This is a genomic window from Ignavibacteriales bacterium (assembly GCA_016700155.1).
Taxonomy (GTDB): domain Bacteria; phylum Bacteroidota; class Ignavibacteria; order Ignavibacteriales; family Ignavibacteriaceae.
Map to the genome: position 1 here is coordinate 3,353,293 of CP065001.1, position 21,099 is coordinate 3,374,391.

The window sequence follows — 21,099 nt, forward strand, 5'->3', positions numbered from 1 at the left end:
TGCATGACTGACTCACATACAATTTCTTTAATGTATGTTATTAAATAGTTGTGTATTTTTGAATTAATTCAAATAGATTATCCCTCACACCCGATAAGTGATGAAAAGAAGAACATCCGGTAAAATAAACTTTAAGAAAATTATAGCAGTCTTTGCATCACTTATGCTATTGTACAATACAGGCGGTTACATTGTTGTATATCAACAGCTTATCGCAGATACAAAACAGGAAAACCATCTTGCCATCAGTGAAAAAAAAGTAAAAGAAAAAATTATTTTACTCTCATTCAGAATAACTGATATCGAAAATAAAACAATTGATTTTATCTGGAAGCACAGCAAAGAATTTAAGTTCAATGGTGACATGTATGATATCGTTGAAAGAATAGATACAAAAGACTCTGTCCATTTTTATTGTTTCCTCGACAAAAAGGAAAACAAACTAAATGCTGCTTTCAATGACCAATATGAAAATGACCTGGAAGAAAAGAAGCGTAAAACATCAGGAAGATCTTTAGCGGCACAGCAGGTAACAGATTTATTTTTAGCTTTGATAATTCTAAGTACTCCTGACTGTGCCGGACAAAAATATTTATCTTTACTTGAAAAAGGATATCTCAATAATGAACCTGATATCCCTTCCCCACCACCAAAAATATTAATTACTTAATGACTTTTAATTCATCCTACCCTCCTCACGGATTTTTAAAAAACCGGGTTGAGGGTAAATACTGTATTTTAAAACCAATGAGGTGAATATGAAATTTTGTATAAAAGTCATTCTCCTTTTGATGACTTTATCTTTGTTTTCATTTTCTGTGATTTATTCGCAGGATGGAACAGCAAATAATGACAGCCCGGTAACTAAATTAGATACACTGCAATATGAAACTGATGCAGTCGTGGTTACCGGTACGCGTACAAATGAAAAGATAATTGATATTCCATACTCTGTAGTAAGGATAAGTCCGCTTCAATATAAGTATAGCAGAAAGGTTTCAATCAGTGATGTGTTAAGTGCTGTACCCGGTGTGTTTATGCAATCACGTTATGGAAATCACGATGTGAGGATTTCTATACGTGGATTCGGCAGCCGTTCAAACACGGGGATTCGTGGAGTAAGAATACTTCTCGACGGAATTCCTGAATCAGAGCCGGATGGACAAACACGTATTGAAGCAATCGATTTTAATTCCATCGGAAGTATTGAAGTGGTGAAAGGAAATTCTTCTTCACTCTATACTAATGCGCCCGGCGGAGTTATAAATTTTATTAATGATATAAATTTCTCACAGTCTTTCATTACACAGTTTAATGATTTTGGTGCAAACGGTCTTCGAAGAAACGGGATCAAAGCCGGAGTGCGGACTGAAAATTATGGTCTGCTCGCAACTTACACTTATCATAATTATAAAGGCTTTCGTCCGCACAGCGAAGACTACTGGCACATTATGAATGTGGTGCTTGAAACTACTCCCGGAGATGACACCAAATTACAATTCCTTGGTTACCTTGCCAGCGGGTTGATAAGACTTCCAGGCTCATTAACCAAAGAACAATTTGATGCCGATCCTTTTCAGGCTGGACCAAGGGAGCTGCTTTGGGACTTCAGAAGAATTTCTAAAAAAGGAAGAGTAGGCATCAGGTTTAACACAAGCTTTGGCGCACAAAAAAATAATGAAATAGAAGTTACAGGTTACGGAACAATAAAATATTTTGAGCGTGTAGCCGTTGAATCATTCAGGATCTTTGATCGGTATGGTTTAGGTGCTTCGGCAAAGTACCAGAACAAGTCCGTTTTCTTTGACAGAGAAAATACTTTCACAATTGGCGGAGATCTGTTCTATCAAACCGGACCTGTTTCCGACTTTGAAAATATAGGCGGTGCAAAGGGAGATAACCTTAATGCAAACGGCTATATCGATGAAACTGTCGGGAACACAGGTTTGTATGTTTTAGACAATTTTGAATTGTATAACAAGCAATTATATCTTATGGTCAGCGGAAGATATGACAATGTATATTTTCAGCAAGTCAACAGAAATTTTGGTGCGCAAAACGAACTGTTAAGATATGAAGACTTTACTCCGAAGTTTGCTTTAAATTATAAAGTCACTCCATCGATTGCAGTTTATACTTCTTATGGATATAGTTTTGATTCACCGGCTGGAAATGAATTGGATGATTATCCAAAACAAAATCAGCCGGCATTTTTACTTAACTCAGATCTGAGACCGCAAAAGTCAACAAACTTTGAGCTCGGAGTAAAAGGAAATCTTGTTGACATGGAAAAAACTTTTTTCAGAAATGTACTTTTTGATTTTACTTTCTTTAATACGATAGTAACAGATGAAATTGTACCTTTTGAAATAGATCAGGATATATTTTTCAGGAATTCAGCAAAGACAAAAAGAAGAGGTCTTGAAGTAGGCGTAACTGCTGAAGTCTATGAAGGACTTAAAGCAACAGTTTCATATACCTATTCAGATTTTGTTTATGATGAATATTCCGCGCTGACTCTTGATGATTTATTCGTACCATCATACAGAGATTTTTCAGGCAACCTCGTTCCAAGCGTACCCAAGAATAATTTATTTGCCTCGCTTGAATACCGACAACGAATAATTGCTAACATATATGGATACGTTAAAGGTTCATACCAGAACATAAGCGGTATGTTCGTTGATGACGCAAACACGGCTGAGACTGACGGTTATCAATTACTTAATTCATCATTAGGTTTTGAATTACTTGCAGGTAATTTCAGTTTGCTGGTTTCAGGCGGTGTAAATAACATGCTTGACAAACTCTATGTTTCATTCATTAATATTAATGCAGCAAGAGGTCGTTACTATGAAGCAGGTGAACCGCAATCAATTTTTGCAGTGTTTAAGTTAGGCTACTATTTCTAATCACTTTAAAAAGGAAATGATGAATAAAATTTTTCTCATAACATTATTATTAGTTGCTGCTAATACCGTCTCCCATTCACAGGGAGGCGGTATAAGTGTAGGAACGAATTACAGAATTTTTCCCGGCAGTAACTCTCAGTCGGAAGTGTTCATTGTTTCCCATCCGGGGGAACCGAATACTCTTTTTGTTTCAGCCAATACATTAAAATTTACCGGTGGGTTTTTTGTGAGTGAGGGAATTTATGTCACCACAAATGGCGGACAAAGCTGGTATGGCAGTGATACATGCAACGGTCCGAATGTTTTTTTTCACGGCGGCGATCCTGCAATTTCAATTTCCGCAGATGGAACATTTATTCTAACAAGGAAAGCATCAACATCAAGCAGCGGTGCATATTCGCACTACTCAACCGATAAAGGACTGAACTGGTCAGTTCAAAAAGAAATTTCTGATGATTTTCTTGAGCGTGTTGCAATCGTAACTGATAATAATCCATCCAGCAGCTACTTTGGCAGAACCTATGCAACGTGGGCAATGCTAACAACTCCATTCCCTGTTAAGTTCACTTATTCGGATGATATAACCGGTGATTGGAATAATGTCGTCCAACTGAACAATCCGACTGCAAGAGGTGTAGGCGGGGACATAGCTTTAGGTCCGAACAATGAAGTTTACATCTGCTGGGGAGGAACTATAACATCACCACCATTTACCGAAATACAGGTTGGGTTTGCTCCCTCAACAAACGGCGGAACAGATTGGAGTGTTCTTGAAAATGCTTTCAACATTAATGGAATACAGGGGCTACTGACAACCAAACAAAATATCAGAGTGAATGGTCAGCCGCGAATGGCTGTTGATGTATCACAGAGTCAGTACAGAGGTACAATTTATATTGTCACCTCACAAAAAAATTTATCACCGGCTGGAAGTGATCCTGATATCATACTTAACAAATCGACTGATGGTGGATTAACATGGTCTCAGGGAATTAGAGTTAACCAGGATCAAATCAATAATGGCAAATACCAGTTCTTTCCCGGAATTGCAATTGATGATGCCGGTGGAATAAACATCATCTTTTATGATGACAGAAATACAACAAGTGATTCTTCCGGAGTATTTCTTGCAAGATCTATTGATGGCGGAAATAGCTGGACTGAATATGAAATAAGCGATCATAACTTTAAACCGACCGCTATCGGTGGTTTGGGGCAAGGGTATATGGGTGACAATATTGACATCGTTGCTGTTGGTAATAAACTTTTTCCTGTGTGGATGGATAACTCAACCGGTGAATACCAGATTTGGACTGTGCCGATAGAATTAATCCCTGTAAGTGTTGATGAGCCGGAAGTAACTTTAAGTGAATTTAAACTTGAGCAGAACTATCCAAATCCTTTTAACCCGGTGACAAAAATTAAATTCAGTGTACCCTCAGTAGAGACGGGGCATGCCCCGTCTCTACATGTAACTTTGAAAATTTATGATTTATTGGGTAATGAACTTTATACATTAGTTAATGAGGCAAAAACCGCCGGACAATATGAAGTTGAATTTAACGCAGAGAACTTTTCCAGCGGTATTTATTTTTATCGCATAGCGATCCATTCGGATCGGAAGAAAGCCGGAAGTCATCTTCAGACAAAGAAAATGATTTACCTAAAATAAAATTTATTTGAAATGATGCGGGCTGCTTTCGATCAAATTAAGTCTGAACAGAAAAGGTGGAATCGTTTTACTTTTTTTGAAAACTATCCACCTTTAACTACAGTTATGGAAAGCGAATTTAGTCCCCTGCCCGCGGACTGAATTTGCTGTTCATAGATTATATATATAGAATGAAAGAACTGCCATTCGGATTATTCTGAATCGTTCTTTGTTTTTTCTAAAATAAGCTAAAAATGTTTTCTCTTCCTCGCTAACCTTTATTCTGCTTTGCTAGTATACCGTAAGAAAAGATTGTTTTCATTTTACAAAATCTCTCAGGCTATTTTAGTTCTATTCGTATTGAGACAATAACTCAGTTTAGACTAAAATCATTGACCAATAAAAACTAACTACGAATGCTAGTAAATGGATTAAACCCTTATTTTATTATGTTTGCAGAAACAATTTATAGTGATGAAACTTCAAGAAAAATATTTAGGACTACACAAAAAGTTATCAGGAATAATTCCCGAGCAAAACCTGCTAACTGATAATGTTTCAACCTTTGCCCTCGGCACCGATGCAAGTTTTTATAGACTGACACCAAAACTTGTTGTTAAAGCGAATGATGAAAATGAAATTATTCTTATTCTTAAAGTTTGCTCTGAACTTAATATCCCGGTGACATTCCGTGCAGCAGGAACAAGTCTTTCCGGTCAGGCTGTCACTGATTCTGTTTTAGTAATGATTGGTAATTCGTGGAAAAGTTATGCGATAAGCGATGATGCTTCAAAAATTTCTCTCCAGCCCGGAATAATCGGCGGACACGCAAACAACTACCTCGCTCAGTATAAAAAGAAAATTGGACCTGACCCGGCATCAATTAATGCGGCAATGATTGGCGGAATTGCAGCTAACAATGCAAGTGGTATGTGCTGCGGCACTTCACAGAATAGTTATAAAACTTTGGGCTCGATGCGTATTGTTTTTGCAAATGGTGATGTGCTTGATACAAATCATCAAAAAAATATCTCTGATTTTGTTGAGAGAAATCCTGCTCTTATAAAAAACATTATCACTTTAAGAAATAAAATAAACTCTGATGTTCTTCTTCGTGACAAAATTATCCGCAAATACAAAATCAAAAACACTACCGGATATAGTTTAAATGCTTTTGTTGATTTTGAAGATCCGGTTGAGATTATTCAACATTTAGTGATTGGTTCTGAGGGTACACTAGGATTCATTTCAGAAATAACACTTAATACAGTACCTGACTATGAATATAAAGCAACTTCATTGGTTTTGTTTAAAAACATTCAGGATGCATGCAAAGCAGCTTCTTTGTTAAAACAACTTCCTGTTGATGCGGCAGAGTTAATGGACAGAAATTCTATCAGGTCAGTTGAAAATAAAAACGGAATGCCTGAACTTCTAAAAGAACTTGATAATGAATCAGCAGCACTTTTAATCGAAACGAAAGCAGAGAATAAATTTCATTTAAACCAGAATATCGATTGCATCACCAACACTCTTAGTGACTTTGATCTTCTAAGTAAAGCCTCATTTACTAAAGACAAACTGGAATACACAAAATTGTGGAATATCCGTAAAGGTCTTTTTCCAAGTGTCGGAGCTTCAAGAAGAACAGGTACTTCCGTAATAATTGAAGACATTGCTTTTCCGCTTGATTCACTTTCATCTGCTGTTATTAAGCTTCGTAATATTCTTAACAAATATAATTTTGCGGACGCGATAATATTCGGGCATGCACTCGAAGGTAATCTTCATTTTGTTTTCAGCCAGGACTTCAGCATAAAATCAGAGATAGAACGATATGATTCAATGATGAATGAAATTTCACAAATGGTAGTTGGTGAGTTTGACGGTTCATTAAAAGCCGAACATGGAACCGGAAGGAACATGGCTCCGTTTGTAGAATATGAATGGGGACCTGAAGCATATTCAATCATGAAACAGATAAAGAATATTTTCGACCCTAAAAATATTTTGAATCCCGGGGTAATTTTAAATGATGATAAAGAAATCCACCTGAAAAATTTAAAAACTTTACCCGCTGTTGATGAACTAATTGATAAATGTACTGAATGTGGTTTCTGCGAATCGCGTTGTGTTTCTGAGGGATTAACTTTTTCGCCGCGGCAAAGAATTTCAGCTTTAAGGAGTTTTACAGGAGAAAATAGAAAAAAGGTTTTCGATACATTTAAATATCAAGTCGAAGAAACCTGCGTAGCAGATGGATTATGTTCTGTCAACTGTCCTGTTGGAATTGATACAGGCTCTGTTGTTAAAAAGTTAAGGGCAAAAGATAGAAACGGTTTCTCAAAAAAGATTGCTGAAATTGTTTCGTCTAATTTTTCGTTTGTGAGTCTATTAATAAAATTCTTTCTAAATGTTTTAAATTTTTCATCAAAGATCATTGGTAAAACAAATTTAGAAAACATTACCAATGTGATTTCAAAAATTTCTAAAAAGAAAATTCCAGGCTGGAATCAATTCACACCTCCGGGCAATTCATTTGTGGTTACTTCGCCTATGATAAATCTGAATAAGCCCAAAGTTGTTTACTTCCCTTCCTGCATAAACAGAACTTTTGGAAATTCAGAAGCGGAAAAAGCTGACCATGTTTTAATAGAAAAAACTATTTCTTTATTACACAAAGCCGGATATGAAATTCTGTTTCCCGATAATCTCAACAACTTGTGCTGCGGGTTATCATTCGTGAGCAAAGGTTTTGTTGAGGCTGGCGATTCTAAACTGAGCGAATTGATGAATGAGTTAAAGATCATAACAAACAATTTTGAATTGCCTGTATTATCAGATATGAGCCCTTGTTTTCACAGGATAAAGACTTCTGGCAATTCAATGTTAAAAATTTATGAACCCGCTGAGTTCACTCTGCTCTACCTGAAAGATAAGCTTGTGTTTGAAAAAACGGATGAAGCTGTTGCAATATATCCAACCTGCAGCACACAACTTTCCGGGTTAACAGAAAAATTAAAAGAAACTGCTGAGTTATGTTCGTCAAATGTTTTTATGCCAGATGTAAACTGCTGTGGATTTGCCGGCGATAAGGGTTTTACACACCCCGAATTAAATGATCATGGATTAAGAACTTTTAAAAAAAATCTGCCGGAAAATTGTTTGAAGGGATTTTCGACGAGCAGAACTTGTGAGATTGGATTGAATAAAAATACCGGTATTCCTTTCAAATCAATTTTTTACCTTGTTGATAAACATACAACAGTAAGTAAAAAAGGTTAATCATTATTTAATACAGTTCCTCTTTCTCTTTCTCATAAATCCTTTATTCGTACTCAATTTATACTTAATTTTACGACAGAATTAATCAGATCAGGATAAATTTGAGTCTTATTTCGATCATTATTTTTGTAGGCATACTTCAGGGGTTTTTAGTCGGATTTCTTTTGCTGACAATAAATCGCGGCAACAAAAAATCAAACCGTCTGCTGGCTCTACTTCTAATCAATTCTTCATTAAGCATTATTGGTTTTGAAATTGATCTGACTAACACCCGCGAACTATTCCCATTCCTTATCGGCGTACCGCAGCCTGCAGTATTTCTTTTCGGACCATTATTCTACTACTATGTTAATTCACTTACTCTTAAAGATTTTTCCGTTTCAAAGAAACAACTGCTTCATTTGCTTCCATTCATAGCTTTTGTGATTTACAGAATACCAATGTATCTGCTAAGCAATGAGGAAAAACTAAGTCTTGTAGGAACCAAAAAATTACAGGATGAAGAACTCGCAATACTAATTATTCAGTGCATTCATCTCTTTATCTACCTGCATTTGACTATAAAAAATCTAAAGAAGTATCATACGCTGATAAAGACGACGATGTCTTCAATGGAAAAAATCAATTTGAACTGGATCAAAGGCGGCATTTATGCTTTTACAATAATCTTTGTGATCATGTTCAATATGTCAGTGCTGTATTTTATGGGTATTCATCTTTATGATTACTACTCGGTTATCATCCCAATCCTTGTTTCAATTACAATTTTAACTTTAGGTTACATGGGTTTTAAGCAGCCGATAATTTTTCCCCCTGATGTTGTTGAAACTAAAATTAAGAAGTATGAAAAATCAACTTTGACAAACGATAAAGCTGATTTTCATTTACAGGATTTACTTAGCCTGATGAAGGAGAAAAAACCTTATCTTGATAATGAACTGACGCTTGCCAAACTGGCAGAAGAAATATCAATCCCGCAGCATCATTTGTCCCAAATTATTAATGAAAAATTAGGACAGAACTTTTTTGATTTTATAAATTCATACCGCATTGAGGAAGCAAAAAACCTGCTTGTTTCACCGGAAGGCGGAATGTTGACAATTTTAGCAATTGCTGAGGAAGTTGGTTTTAATTCAAAATCAGCTTTTAACAATGCATTCAAAAAAGTTACAAATACAACTCCTTCCGAGTACCGCAAACAGAACAGCTAACCGGTTCGAAAATCTTTTTTTGTCTTTCCTTTTATCAACAATTCTTTCCTTCCTTAACACAAATTGGTTCTGGTTTACTTAACGGTACAACAAAAACAGTACTGACTTATAATTCAAAGCGAATTCACTTTAATAATCTATTACGTTTGCGACCGGTTTTTTATTGAAAGGAAAAATGATGAAGAACATTTTTATTTTACTTTTAACAATTATTCTTTCGGCGCAAATATTCCCGCAGGAACAAACACTTCTTGGTGACGGTGAAGTATCTCACGGCGGATACGGCGGTCCTGTTATAAAGTTCTCACAGGTGAATGACAATTTTGCAGTCCTATTTGGCGGCAGAGGCGGCTGGATAATCAATCATACTTTTGTAATAGGCGGCGCAGGTTACGGACTTGTAAATTCAATTGATGGCAACGAGGTAATATTCGGAAGCACAAGACGTTTGGATTTTGGTTACGGAGGTTTAGAACTTGGATACATAAACAAATCCGATGATCTTATACACTTTTCTGTTTATACATTAATTGGTGCAGGCAGTGTCCGTTCGCGTGTTGATGATGATCTCTTTCCCGATTACGATGATAACCACGATACATTTTTTGTTCTTGAACCGAGTCTAAATGTTGTGCTAAACCTGACAACATTTATGCGCGTTGCTGTTGGCGGTTCATACAGGTATGTCAATGTTGATAAAGTTCAAAACTTGACATCATCTGATTTATCAGGACCATCAATCGGTTTAACTTTAAAATTCGGGAAGTTCTGATAATGCAGGGAACAAAAAAAATTTGTTTGATAACAGGTGCAAACAGCGGAATAGGCAAAGCTGCAGCGACAGAACTTGCAACAAAGTTTGACCGGATGATACTCGTTGTCAGAAACAGGGTTAGAGGTGAACGAGCTGTACAGGAAATATTTGAAAAAAGCGGAAACAATAATCTTGATCTTGTTGTCGCATCACTTTCCTCATTTGAATCTATACATAACATTGTGAATACACTAAATGAAAAGTATGATCATCTCGATGTGCTAATAAATAATGCAGGGGCTTTCTTTTCAAAACGTCATACAACTGTTGACGGGATTGAAGCAACATTCAACATTAATTATTTGTCGAGATTCTTATTTACGAATCTCCTGCTTCCTTTGTTAAAGAAAAGTTCATCAGGAAGAATTATTAATGTCGCGGGTGAGTCACACAGGTTCGGAAGAATTAATTTTGATGATCTGATGATGGATAAAAGTTATAACAACATGAAAGCACTTAAACAATCCAAACTTGCTGACGTTTTATTTACCTATGAACTTTCAAGAAGATTAAAAGATTCTCACACAACTATTAATTGTCTTCATCCCGGAGCTGTTGCTACAAACTCAATCGATAATAATCCTGACATATCGCAGGTAATAAAGTTCTTATATAAAACAATCAGACCATTTCTTAAATCACCTGAACAAGGTGCAAAAACAATTATTTATCTCGCAACTTCAACTGAGGTACAAAATATATCCGGAAAATATTTTATAAATAATGAAGTGACGGATTCTTCCACTACTTCTTATGACGAAAACCTTGCAAAGAGATTGTGGGAAGCAAGCGAACAACTTACCGGAATTAAAACTGAAAACTATCTAACGGAACAATAATGAACGATAAATTAATAATAAACCAGAAATCAGTCAGATTCTTTCTGCTGTTTTTATTTTTACTGGCAGCAGGCTCAACAGTTGCACAGAAAAAAGTTTTAACACTTGAAGAATCAATAAATACAGCTCTGAAAAATAACACTGAGATTCAGGTCGCTGTAATGAATGTAAAAAAATCTGATGCTGCAGTCAGTGAAGCATTTGGTTATGCGCTGCCGAGTGTAGATCTGTCAGCACAGTTTTCTCATTTTCTGAAGAAACCTAAAACAGCATTCCCTGATTTTGAGGCTATGCTTACGAATGCCACTTATTCTATTTTATTTGCGGATAGTGTGCTGCCGAGAGACGATTCTAAATTCAAGCCGATGAAAACTTCGCTACAGTCTTTTGCACAGACAAACAGTTATGAAACGAGTGTTCAAGTTACTCAGACACTTTTTAATTCAGCTGTGTTAAGAGGAATCGGTGCTTCTAAAATTTATTCTGACTTGTCGAAAGAGGAATTAAAAAGGACTATTCTCTCAACAGTTCTTGGTGTGAAGAAAGCTTTTTATGGTGTTCTTCTTACAAAGCAGATGAATGAAATAACAAAAGCAAGTTACCTTAACGCACAGGAAAATTTTAAAACTGTTAAAGCAGCTTATGAACAGGGATTTGTTTCAGAGTTCGATCTGCTTCAGGCTGAAGTACGTGTAGAAAATATTCGTCCGCAGGTTTTGCAGGTTGATAATGCACTTCAAACAGCACTGGATGGTTTTAAAATATTAATCGGGATGAATCAAACAGATGAAGTTGACGTAACAGGTGAACTATCTTATAAAAAATATAATCTGCCTGATGAAATTGCCTCAGTTGAAGAAGCACTTAAATCAAATTACGGATTAAAATCTTATTCACTAAAGATCGATGTTGATGAAGCATTTATTGATCTGGACAGGTCCGAATACTGGCCTTCCCTTTATGCGTTTGGAAATTATTCTTATGCAGGATCATCAGATGATTTTAAATTTCAGAATTATTCATCAGCAATAGTCGGACTTACATTCTCAATGAATTTATTCAACGGAATGAGAACAGTCAACAAAGTTCAGCAGTCTGAAATTGCATTAGATCAATCGACACAACAATTCAGGCAGATGAAAGAATATATTTCAATGCAGGTAAAAGCAAAATTACTTGAGATAAAAAAAGTTGAAAGTCTGCTTGAAGCACAGGAAAGAAATGTAACGCTGGCAGAAAAAGCATATAGTATATCTGTTACAAGATATAAAGAAGGAACCGGAAGCCAGATTGAAGTTCAGAACGCTGACATAGCATTACAGCAGGCGCGCGTTAACAGGCTTCAGTCAATTTATGAATATGTCGTCGCAACATCAGAACTTGATGAACTGCTTGGCAAATCTGACGGCGAATATTTTTCACTATTTGAGTTTGAAGATTAATGATCACAAAGATTTTTATTAATACAGGAGTATATAATTCAATGGCACAATTAAAAAATTTATCAAAGTTGTTCATCTTACTTTTATGTTTTGTTGCGATCACCTTCCTATCGGGATGCGGCGGTGACGAAACTGAATCAGTTAAGAGTATGGAACAAATCCGCAACGAAGAAGGTGTTCCGGTTAAAGTTCAAATAGTTGAATACAAACCATTTCAAAAAACTTTAAGCTTCTTTTCAAAACTTGCCGGAATACAGGAAGCAACTAAAACAACAAGTATGGGCGGAAAGATCGAAAAGATAAGAGTTAATGTCGGCGATCATGTTGCACAGGATCAAATCGTGATAGAGTTCGATACAAAGAATCCCGGTCTTCAATATGAACAATCGAAGAATGCTTATGATATCGCTGAGAAAACTTATCAACGCACAAAAGCATTATTCCAGGCTGGTGAAACATCCCAGGCAAACTATGATGCAGCCGAAACCCAGTATCTTGTTTCAAAAAGAAATTATGAATCGATCAAACAATTATTATTCAGCGAATCGCCTATCTCAGGAACAATCGTGGATATGAAAGTAAATCAGGGTGATAATGTTAAAGGTGATTCACATCTTTTCACGGTAGCACAATTATACAAGATGCGCACAAAAATATGGGCATCCGAATCAGAGATAAGTGAAATAAGAAAAGGAATGAAAGCCGAAATTTCTGTTAACGGTAAAACTTATAAAGGAAGAGTTACTGAAGTTTCTATGGCTGTTGATCCGTACCGACAGGCGTTTTATGCTGAAGTTGAATTTGATAATTCAAAGAATGAACTAAAAAGCGGCGTGACTGTAGATGTTAAAATTCTTGTTTACGAAAATCCTAAGGCGATAATAATTCCGCGCAACCTTGTTAACAAAGATCAAAAAGGGTTATTCGTTTATGTTGATAACAATAACAGCGCGGCTAAACGTTATATCACAAATGGAAACGACAGCGGGATTTTTTATGAAGTAAGCAACGGATTGAACATTGGTGATAAGCTTATTGTACAGGGTCAGGCGCATCTTGATGAAGGTAAAAAAATTAAAGTGATTCAATAATAAGGAATTAACAAATGTTTCTCGCAAAAGTATCAATTAACCGCCCGATAATGACAACGATGGGTTTAGCCGTCTTCCTCATATTTGGGGCGATAGCATATTTTACTCTTAACTTAAATCTTCAGCCGGATGTTGAGATTCCTTATATAACAGTCTCCACAGTGTATCCGGGTGCTGGTCCTAAAGAAATTGAAACTCTTATCAGTAAAAGAATGGAAGAAGTTATTTCAACCGTAAGCCAGCTTGAAAGAGTAGAGTCATATTCACTTGACGGATTATCAATTATCATTATCGAATTTAAACTTGGCAAAGATGTAAACGTAGCAAACCAGGAAATAAAAGATAAGATTGATGAAATAAAGAATGATCTTCCTGAAGATGCTGAAGACCCGATAATACAAAAAGTTGACCTTCAACAATTTCCTGTAATGGAAGTTATTCTCAGCGGCGACCGCGATCCAAGAGAATTATTTGAAATAGCTGACAAAACTTTGAAAGACAGATTTTCACAAATTGAAGGTGTCGCAAAAGTTGATATAACAGGCGGTCAAGAACGTGAAATAAGAGTCGTACTCAACAACCGTATTGTTTATGAAAATAATATTTCACTTCCGCAGTTATTGCAGATTCTTAAAGCTCATAATATGGATATTCCCGGCGGTTACTTTAAACTGAATGACCAGGAATATACCGTGCGTCTGGATGGAGAATTTCCTGATATCGAAACGATGAAGGAATTACAGGTGCCAACACCGTTTGGTCCGAAAAAATTAAGACAGTTTGCGAATGTGTATGATTCAGGAAAAGATATTCGTCAGCGCGCAGTTTATTTTGATAACAAAACAAAAGTCAGGGATGAAAACGTAGTACGCCTTGGTATAGTTAAAAGTTCAGAAGGTAACGTAGTTAAAGTTGCTGACGTAGTCAGAAGTTCACTTCCTGAAATTCAGGCTTCACTTCCCGAAGGATGTAAACTTGAAGTTGTAAATGATGAATCGGCATTTGTTAAAAGCAGTGTTGATGACACAATGAGCAACGTTTATCTCGGTGTTCTCTTTACAGCAATTGTACTTTTCTTTTTCCTTCATGAAATAAGATCGACTATTATTGTTGCGCTGTCAATGCCTACTTCAATCATATCGACATTCTTCCTGCTGAAAGCATGGGGATTAACACTGAACATGATGACGTTGATGGGACTTTCGGTTTCGGTGGGTGTGCTTGTGGCAAACTCCATTGTTGTAATAGAAAATATTTTCCGTTACAAGCAGATGGGAAAAGACAATAAAGAATCCGCTTATAAGGGAACATCCGAAGTAACTGTTGCGTTACTTGCATCAACACTTACAAATCTTGTTGTGTTTTTACCGATAGCAAATATGAGTTCACTGGTCGGTCAATGGCTTGTTGAACTTGCGCTTGCTGCAGTGTTTGCAACAATCTTCTCATTGATAATGTCATTCACACTAACACCGATGCTTGCTTCGATCATTCTTCCGAAAGAAACAAAGAAAGGAAAGTTTGCTTCTGCGATGGACAGGATGGAAGAAAAAATAACCAACCTGTACCAGAGTATTTTGAAAGTCACTCTTCGATCAAAACCAATTAGCTGGGGATTAATAGGCGGTACATTTGTCTTGTTTCTGCTTGTCATGATGTTGGTTGGTCCATATGTTGGTTTTGAATTTATGCCTCCGTTCGATGATGGAAAGATCAGAATTGCTGTGGAATTACCTGAAGGTTACAATCTTGATGAAACAGCAAGAGTTCTTAACGAGATTGAATCAAGAATAAAGCATCATCCTGAAGTAACGAACATGCTAACGAACTTAGGGCAAATGGGTAACCTTGACATCGGTACAAACATGGCTGCAATGAATGTTCAGCTTGTTGATGTTAAGGATCGTGAAATCGGTTTACAGGCAATGATTGCAGTATTCGTTAAGGAACTTGCTGATATACCGAATGCAAAAATCAAAATTGATCTTGCTTCAGAAACCGGCGGACCTGGTGCGCCTATTCAGTTCAATCTTCTTGGACAGGATTTAGAAAAACTTGAACAGATCAAAGATGAAATAATGTTTAAGTTAAAAGGTATTCCCGGTCTGTTAAACTTCGATCAGAGTTCACGCGCAGGTAAACCTGAAATTACTGTTTACCCCAAGCGGGAAAAGCTATCTGAAACGGGTTTGACCACGATGGATATTGCGCTGACACTACGTTCATCTGTAGAAGGAATAATTTCTTCTAAATATAGGGAGCTTGGAAATGAATATGACATAACCGTTACTTTAGATGACAAATCAGTTGACACCCCGGAAAAGATCGGGAACATTCCTGTTATCTCTCCTGTTGTTGGCGCTGTAAGATTATCTGAAGTTGCTGATATAAAATTCACGACAGGTTATACAAAAATTCTTCATCGTGATAAGTTTACTACAATCGCTTTCACAGGTTCAAATGCTGCGGATGTTCCGCTTGGAAATATTACAACAGAAATTGATAAACGACTCGCTGATATTAAGATGCCTGCAGGTTATCAAATTAAATGGGGCGGAAATGTAAAAATGATGAATGACATGATCCAGGATATGGTTATGGCATTTTTCCTTGCATTCCTTTTAACATATATGCTGCTTGCGGCAATACTTGAAAGTTTCTGGCAGCCTGTACTTATAATGCTTACTGTATTACTCGCAATGATCGGTGTTATTATCTCACTATTTATAACAAGCACTTCATTCAGTATTACATCTTTGATGGCAATAATAATGCTGATTGGTATCGTTGTAAACAATGCTATCCTGATGCTGGACTATGCAAACCAGTTAAGACGCGACCAGGGTTATACACCTCACGATGCACTTGTTGAGGCTTGTCCTACAAAATTAAAACCGCAGATCATGTCCAGTGTTGCTATCATACTTGGTATGCTTCCTCTCGCACTTGGTATTGGTGATGCGGGAAAAGAAATGCGAATACCGCTCGGAATAGTTGCTATCGGCGGATTGATAGCGTCGACTCTGCTTACACTTTTTGTTATACCCGCTTTGTACTATGTAACTTCAAAAGTTAAAATGAAAAGTAAAGATGAGCCGGTTATAGACTAACGCTGCTTTATCTTTTTATAAAGCCTGTTCATAAAAGAACAGGCTTTGTTTTTTGTGTTAGAGTAGTTGCTGTTTAGCAAGTGAATTTGGATATTTAAGAAATATTCATTTAAGTTATAATCAACTAATACTTCCGGTCTTTTATTTAATTTTTGAATACAAATATTTGCTGTACAAAAATCGGACACACATAAATCTGATTATCAATAAGGAACAAACAGCTAGGTTTAACTGCCGTTGGAGGTAAATATATCCAACTTATTATGGTATGCAGATTGAATTTGATTTTTAATGCCGGCAACAAAAGGAGAGTATAAATGACTGACTTTGAATTAGAAGTGATGAACAACCTGAACATTGAAACTGTATCTAAGTCAATAATCAGTGAAACATCTAAATGGGATTTTAAACAATCTGACTACATAAAGCTGATCAATGCTTTGATGGATTTGTCTCTAAACAAATCAGGAAATGAATTGCAGCCCGCAAAGAATAATATTCCCGGGACAAAATTAATTCTTCCGCTTTATACTGAGAATACGATCATCAGGTTATTCAACAAAGAAAAAGATTTTGAAATAGTTAATAGCTGGCTTGATGAAGAAATGGGTAAATGGTTTTTGCTTTCAAGATCACACTCAACAGATAAATCGTTCAAACAATTAATTGAGGATGACAGAAACATTTTCGGTCTTATCACACTTAAAGATTCCACACCAATCGGACTCATGGCATTTCTTGATTGGGATAAGAAGCAGAACAAAGCCGAAATGAGAAAGCTTATCGGTTCTGAAGAATACAGAAAAAAAGGTTATGCAAAAGAAGCAACACAAACATGGATACAATACGGCGTTAACAATCTTGGATTAAAGAAAATTTATCTTCACACAATTGAAAATAACATACGCAATGTTACACTAAACAAAGAACTTGGTTTCCAGGTTGAAGGAATACTCCGCAAAGAGTGTAACATCAATAATGAATATTATGACCTGTTACGCATGGCGTACATAGTTGATTGAAATTTTTGTTTTTATCTCACATCAAATCTTAAAAAGGAAAAGAATCCTGCTGCAAAAATCAGTATTGTAAAAAGAGAAATAACTGATGAATCAATCAATGCAGCTTGTGCAATTTCTGAGTTAGTTTTTTGCGGCGCATTAAATCTTGGCAGTTCCGATAAATCTATTGCACCTTTTTCCCTTCCTGTATCTATCTTAAAACCTGCTTCTGAATCGATCATAACTCTTATTCCGCCGTGCCCGCCTGATTCTTTCTGCTTTTTATCTTTGAATCTGTTAAATGCTTCCCTGTACCTGTTCATTGCATCTTCATACCTGTCTTTTACATATATATCCGTTCCTGCAATGTTCATTGCCGCAAGATTAAAAGACGAGACAGGTGATATTCGTGAAAGAGTAAAAGCAAGTTTTTCATGTTCATTTTTTTTGTTCCGGATACTTTCAGTAAGTAGTTTCTGATTATCATCAATATCTTTCTCAACTTGTTTTCTTTCCTTATCCTCTTCCTCCATCCAGCCCCACATATTTTCATCGCGTGCTGATTCACGTTCTTCTTTTGTCAGATTTTCCATTCCTTCATTACGATTTTTCCATCGCTCCTGTGAATCATCCATAAATTTTTGCCATCTCGCTTTGGAATAACTTTCCTGCTGCCCTTGTATTTCCGCGGCACCGGGAACATGAATTATTTGTCCTGCTATTATCACGCCGGCTCTTGGAATAATAAAAACAAAACATATCCACGAAATCAAAGCGATCAAAAATGAAACTGAAGTTCGCTTTGTTAATGTTGAACAGAAAATTCCCCATCCTATAAAAAATGTAAAGTAAAGCAGCGTAACACCGAAAAGAGAAATTAATTTTATCCAATGATCACCGTTGAACGGGACATTAAATACAAACACCAATAGAATCGATAGTAACAAAGGGATCAACAAAGGAATTACAAGACCAAGCCAAACGCCAATAAATTTACCGGCGATATAAGTTTTACGTGATACTGAATTTGAAAAGATTAATTGAAGAGTTCCCTTTTCTGCTTCTCCATTAATTGCATCATAAGTAAATAGAATAATAAACAATGACAGCACAATTGTAACAATAAAGGTAAAATCAATAAACTTAAAAACAGCATAATAGGGTTCATCTGAATAAACACTGTGTGAAAGCTTAATCCCCTTAAACGAATTAATTCCAGAATACCTTCCTATATCATCATTAACGCCGGAAACAAAAACCTGCATAGGATCAGGCACACGATGTACTTTGGAAGAGAGCGACATCCAGTTTGACTGCTCACGCATTTCCTGGTCAACTAATCTTTGAACAGTTTCATATTGTTTTACATTATCGTTGTAGTGTTTTATTCCAAGCAGAACACTCATTATCAACAGCAATGTTGTAATGATAAACGTTGCTGAAAATTTTGGACTGAATAGAATATTTTTTAATTCGTGATAGATGATATTTTTTAACATAATAGTCTCTTTAATTTCCTGTAAATGATATTTACCTGACATCGTACTTTCTGAAAGAAAAAAATGCGCCGGCAAAGAAGACAATGTTGAATAAAATTAATATTCCTGAATCGATCATCACTGATGGCAATACTGAAGAAAGTTTCGCCTGGGAAAATTCAAACTCAGGAATTTCATTAGTATTAATTGTTTCAGGTTTTTCCGCATCATCTTCAATTCTTTGGAATCGTATCATTCCGCTGTTTCTCATTCCCGTTTTCTCAAACATAAAATCACTGTACTTTGACTGGTAGTCTGTTAGTGATTTAAGGTAATTTTCCTCAAGTGAAAGTGATGTGCCGGCTAATGATGAAGCCGCAAACGTAAATGAAGATGCAGGTGATATCCTTGAAAGCCCGAACCCTAAATTATTTCTTACTGCGAGTTTGTTATTTCTCTCCTCATTTAAACGTGATGTTAGTTCTTTAATTTTGTTCTCACGTGCATCCGCTTTTTCCTGCATGAACTTGTTGAACTGTTCCATCATCTTTTGCATATCATTGGTTGGTTCAGGTTTAAAATTATTGATTGAATTTCTATCTTCACTCCATAGTTGAGAAGTTAACTTTGCTTTTTTTGAATTGATCTCATCTATTCCCGGAACATCAACGAAAGCTCCGGCAGTCGCTACAGAGAGCCTTGGAACGATCATCACTGCGAAAACCCAGATCACTAAAAGTGTAAGAAAGGATGTAGAAGATTTTTGTGTTGATGCGGAAATGAAAACCGACATTGAAAGAAAAACTCCTACATATAAAAATCCAGTAAGAATTATCAAACCAAGCTTTAACCATTCTTCACCATTCATATTTATTCCTAACATTGGAAGTAACAATCCGCCAATCAGAATTGGAATTAATAATGGAACCGATAGTGACAGGAATGCACCGATAAGTTTACCTGAGATATAAATATCCCGCGGAACCTGGTAAGCAAACGTAAGCCGCAATGTTCCTCTTTCTTTTTCACCGTTGATTGAATCATACGCAAACAGAATAGCGAACAATGAAAGTATTATCTGAAAGATAAATTCAAGATCAAGAAATCTGAACACAGCGTAAATCGGATCATCACCAAAGATTGTGTCTTCCGGTTTTAGTTCCCCTCTTCCGTTTACTTCTGTATTTCGCCCAATATCATTTGAAACACCTGAAACCAATGCGGCTAACGGCTGCGGAGGAAGAAATACCCGAAAGTTATTTACCTGCGCCCAGTCGGTTAATCCTTTTAGCTGATTAAGATTTTCTGACTTTGCAGAATCAAAACGTATCTGTGCAATGTTGTGGTTCTTAGCCCCGACATAAAATGAAAGCAGAATCAACAGTGAACATATCCCGAATGTCACAGCAAATTTTGTTGAAAGAATGTTATCACGTATTTCTTTTTCAATAATTGTTTTAAGCATTTTTTTTACCTATGAATTTCTTTTTCACTTTTAATTGGAATGATGACCAGCCATAAATTCCATATACAGTTTTTCAAGATTCTCACCTTCTAATTCTTTGCTCTGCCTTTGCATAACCAGTTTACCGCGATTCATTATACCAAAAGTATCGGCAATTTCTTTTGCGCGGAAGATGTCGTGCGTTGACATAAGTATAGCTTTACCTTCACTCTTTAACGAAAGAAGCAAGTTTATAAATTCATATCCGGCTTTAGGGTCCAAGCCAGAAGTCGGTTCATCAAGAATAATTGCATCAGCATCTTTTAGAATTGCAATTGCAATTCCGCATTTCTGTCTCATTCCTTTTGAATACTCTTTCAGTTTTTTGTGATGAGCTTCTTCCTGCAATCCAACTCTGTTAAGCACTTTTTTATAATCATCGTTTGTCAGATTTGTTTTACCTCCGAGTTTTGCAAAGTAATCAAGATTCTGTATAGCTGTGAAGTTGTTGTACAGCATCACATTCTCTGAAACAAACGCAACTTTAGATTTTGCCTTCAGTGGTTCTTTATGAGTTGATATTCCATTAATCTTTGCTTCGCCTGAAGTTGGTTCGATAAAATTCAGGAATAAATTTATTGTAGTTGTTTTACCGGCACCGTTACCGCCAAGCATTGTATATACTTCTCCTGGTTTAACTACAAATGAAACATTATCAAGTGCTGTTACTCCCTGTTCATATTGTTTTGTAAGGTTCACTGCCTCAAGTACCGGGTAATCTGTTTTAAATTTTATTTCTTCCATATTATTCCTTTTAAAAA

The 21,099-nt window shown here is 36.2% G+C and carries 14 protein-coding genes; 11 read left to right on the plus strand and 3 right to left on the minus strand.

Features of this window, described 5'->3' with window-relative positions; genetic code table 11:
• Positions 1-100: 100 nt before the first annotated feature.
• From IPM56_14060 to IPM56_14110, 11 genes are all read left to right on the plus strand, one after another.
• Positions 101-670 carry a hypothetical protein gene (locus IPM56_14060; GenBank protein QQS35359.1) on the plus strand — a complete coding sequence of 190 codons (570 nt, stop codon included), beginning with the start codon at positions 101-103 and terminating at the stop codon, positions 668-670.
• Between the two features lie 88 nt (positions 671-758).
• Positions 759-2,912, plus strand: coding sequence for a TonB-dependent receptor (locus IPM56_14065; protein ID QQS35360.1), 2,154 nt, complete (start codon positions 759-761; stop codon positions 2,910-2,912).
• A gap of 1,225 nt (positions 2,913-4,137) precedes the next feature.
• The gene (locus IPM56_14070; protein ID QQS38319.1) at positions 4,138-4,584 is read left to right on the plus strand and encodes a T9SS type A sorting domain-containing protein; all 447 of its coding nucleotides are present in this window, start codon (positions 4,138-4,140) and stop codon (positions 4,582-4,584) included.
• A 453-nt stretch (positions 4,585-5,037) separates the two neighbouring features.
• Positions 5,038-7,848, plus strand: a complete 2,811-nt coding sequence (locus tag IPM56_14075) for an FAD-binding oxidoreductase (GenBank protein QQS35361.1) — start codon at positions 5,038-5,040, stop codon at positions 7,846-7,848.
• Between the two features lie 164 nt (positions 7,849-8,012).
• Positions 8,013-9,059 carry an AraC family transcriptional regulator gene (locus tag IPM56_14080; protein QQS35362.1) on the plus strand — a complete coding sequence of 349 codons (1,047 nt, stop codon included), beginning with the start codon at positions 8,013-8,015 and terminating at the stop codon, positions 9,057-9,059.
• 178 nt (positions 9,060-9,237) lie between these two features.
• On the plus strand, positions 9,238-9,831 hold the full coding sequence (locus IPM56_14085; GenBank protein QQS35363.1) for a hypothetical protein: 594 nt from the start codon (positions 9,238-9,240) through the stop codon (positions 9,829-9,831).
• Between the two features lie 2 nt (positions 9,832-9,833).
• On the plus strand, positions 9,834-10,712 hold the full coding sequence (locus tag IPM56_14090) for an SDR family oxidoreductase (GenBank protein ID QQS35364.1): 879 nt from the start codon (positions 9,834-9,836) through the stop codon (positions 10,710-10,712).
• Positions 10,712-12,154, plus strand: a complete 1,443-nt coding sequence (locus IPM56_14095) for a TolC family protein (GenBank protein QQS35365.1) — start codon at positions 10,712-10,714, stop codon at positions 12,152-12,154. Before IPM56_14090 ends, IPM56_14095 begins: the two co-directional genes overlap by 1 nt.
• On the plus strand, positions 12,154-13,245 hold the full coding sequence (locus IPM56_14100; GenBank protein QQS35366.1) for an efflux RND transporter periplasmic adaptor subunit: 1,092 nt from the start codon (positions 12,154-12,156) through the stop codon (positions 13,243-13,245). The genes IPM56_14095 and IPM56_14100 overlap by 1 nt, the downstream gene beginning before the upstream one ends.
• 14 nt (positions 13,246-13,259) lie before the next feature.
• Positions 13,260-16,355 (plus strand): efflux RND transporter permease subunit, encoded by a 3,096-nt coding sequence (locus tag IPM56_14105; protein ID QQS35367.1) that lies wholly within the window; start codon positions 13,260-13,262, stop codon positions 16,353-16,355.
• Positions 16,356-16,672: 317 nt separating this feature from the next.
• On the plus strand, positions 16,673-17,377 hold the full coding sequence (locus IPM56_14110) for a GNAT family N-acetyltransferase (protein ID QQS35368.1): 705 nt from the start codon (positions 16,673-16,675) through the stop codon (positions 17,375-17,377).
• A gap of 11 nt (positions 17,378-17,388) precedes the next feature.
• Here the strand turns inward: IPM56_14110 and IPM56_14115 are convergent, their stop codons facing one another.
• From IPM56_14115 to IPM56_14125, 3 genes are read right to left on the minus strand one after another with little or no spacing between them, the layout of a single operon-like run.
• Complete coding sequence (locus IPM56_14115; GenBank protein ID QQS35369.1) at positions 17,389-18,897, minus strand: ABC transporter permease subunit; 1,509 nt, start codon at positions 18,895-18,897, stop codon at positions 17,389-17,391.
• A complete protein-coding gene (locus tag IPM56_14120) occupies positions 18,887-20,299 on the minus strand; it encodes an ABC transporter permease subunit (GenBank protein QQS35370.1) in 1,413 nt (470 codons plus the stop codon). The genes IPM56_14115 and IPM56_14120 overlap by 11 nt, the downstream gene beginning before the upstream one ends.
• Positions 20,300-20,329: 30 nt before the next feature.
• The gene (locus IPM56_14125) at positions 20,330-21,082 is read right to left on the minus strand and encodes an ABC transporter ATP-binding protein (GenBank protein QQS35371.1); all 753 of its coding nucleotides are present in this window, start codon (positions 21,080-21,082) and stop codon (positions 20,330-20,332) included.
• Between the last annotated feature and the right edge of the window lie 17 nt (positions 21,083-21,099).

Bases quoted from the DNA above. Each gene is read 5' to 3' on its own strand.
- IPM56_14075 (QQS35361.1), top strand. From the start codon at position 5,038: ATGAAACTTCAAGAAAAATATTTAGGACTACACAAAAAGTTATCAGGA.
- IPM56_14065 (QQS35360.1), top strand. From the start codon at position 759: ATGAAATTTTGTATAAAAGTCATTCTCCTTTTGATGACTTTATCTTTG.
- IPM56_14070 (QQS38319.1), top strand. From the start codon at position 4,138: ATGGGTGACAATATTGACATCGTTGCTGTTGGTAATAAACTTTTTCCT.
- IPM56_14100 (QQS35366.1), top strand. From the start codon at position 12,154: ATGATCACAAAGATTTTTATTAATACAGGAGTATATAATTCAATGGCA.
- IPM56_14095 (QQS35365.1), top strand. From the start codon at position 10,712: ATGAACGATAAATTAATAATAAACCAGAAATCAGTCAGATTCTTTCTG.
- IPM56_14060 (QQS35359.1), top strand. From the start codon at position 101: ATGAAAAGAAGAACATCCGGTAAAATAAACTTTAAGAAAATTATAGCA.
- IPM56_14115 (QQS35369.1), bottom strand. From the start codon at position 18,897: ATGTCAGGTAAATATCATTTACAGGAAATTAAAGAGACTATTATGTTA.
- IPM56_14110 (QQS35368.1), top strand. From the start codon at position 16,673: ATGACTGACTTTGAATTAGAAGTGATGAACAACCTGAACATTGAAACT.
- IPM56_14090 (QQS35364.1), top strand. From the start codon at position 9,834: ATGCAGGGAACAAAAAAAATTTGTTTGATAACAGGTGCAAACAGCGGA.
- IPM56_14125 (QQS35371.1), bottom strand. From the start codon at position 21,082: ATGGAAGAAATAAAATTTAAAACAGATTACCCGGTACTTGAGGCAGTG.
- IPM56_14085 (QQS35363.1), top strand. From the start codon at position 9,238: ATGAAGAACATTTTTATTTTACTTTTAACAATTATTCTTTCGGCGCAA.
- IPM56_14105 (QQS35367.1), top strand. From the start codon at position 13,260: ATGTTTCTCGCAAAAGTATCAATTAACCGCCCGATAATGACAACGATG.
- IPM56_14120 (QQS35370.1), bottom strand. From the start codon at position 20,299: ATGCTTAAAACAATTATTGAAAAAGAAATACGTGATAACATTCTTTCA.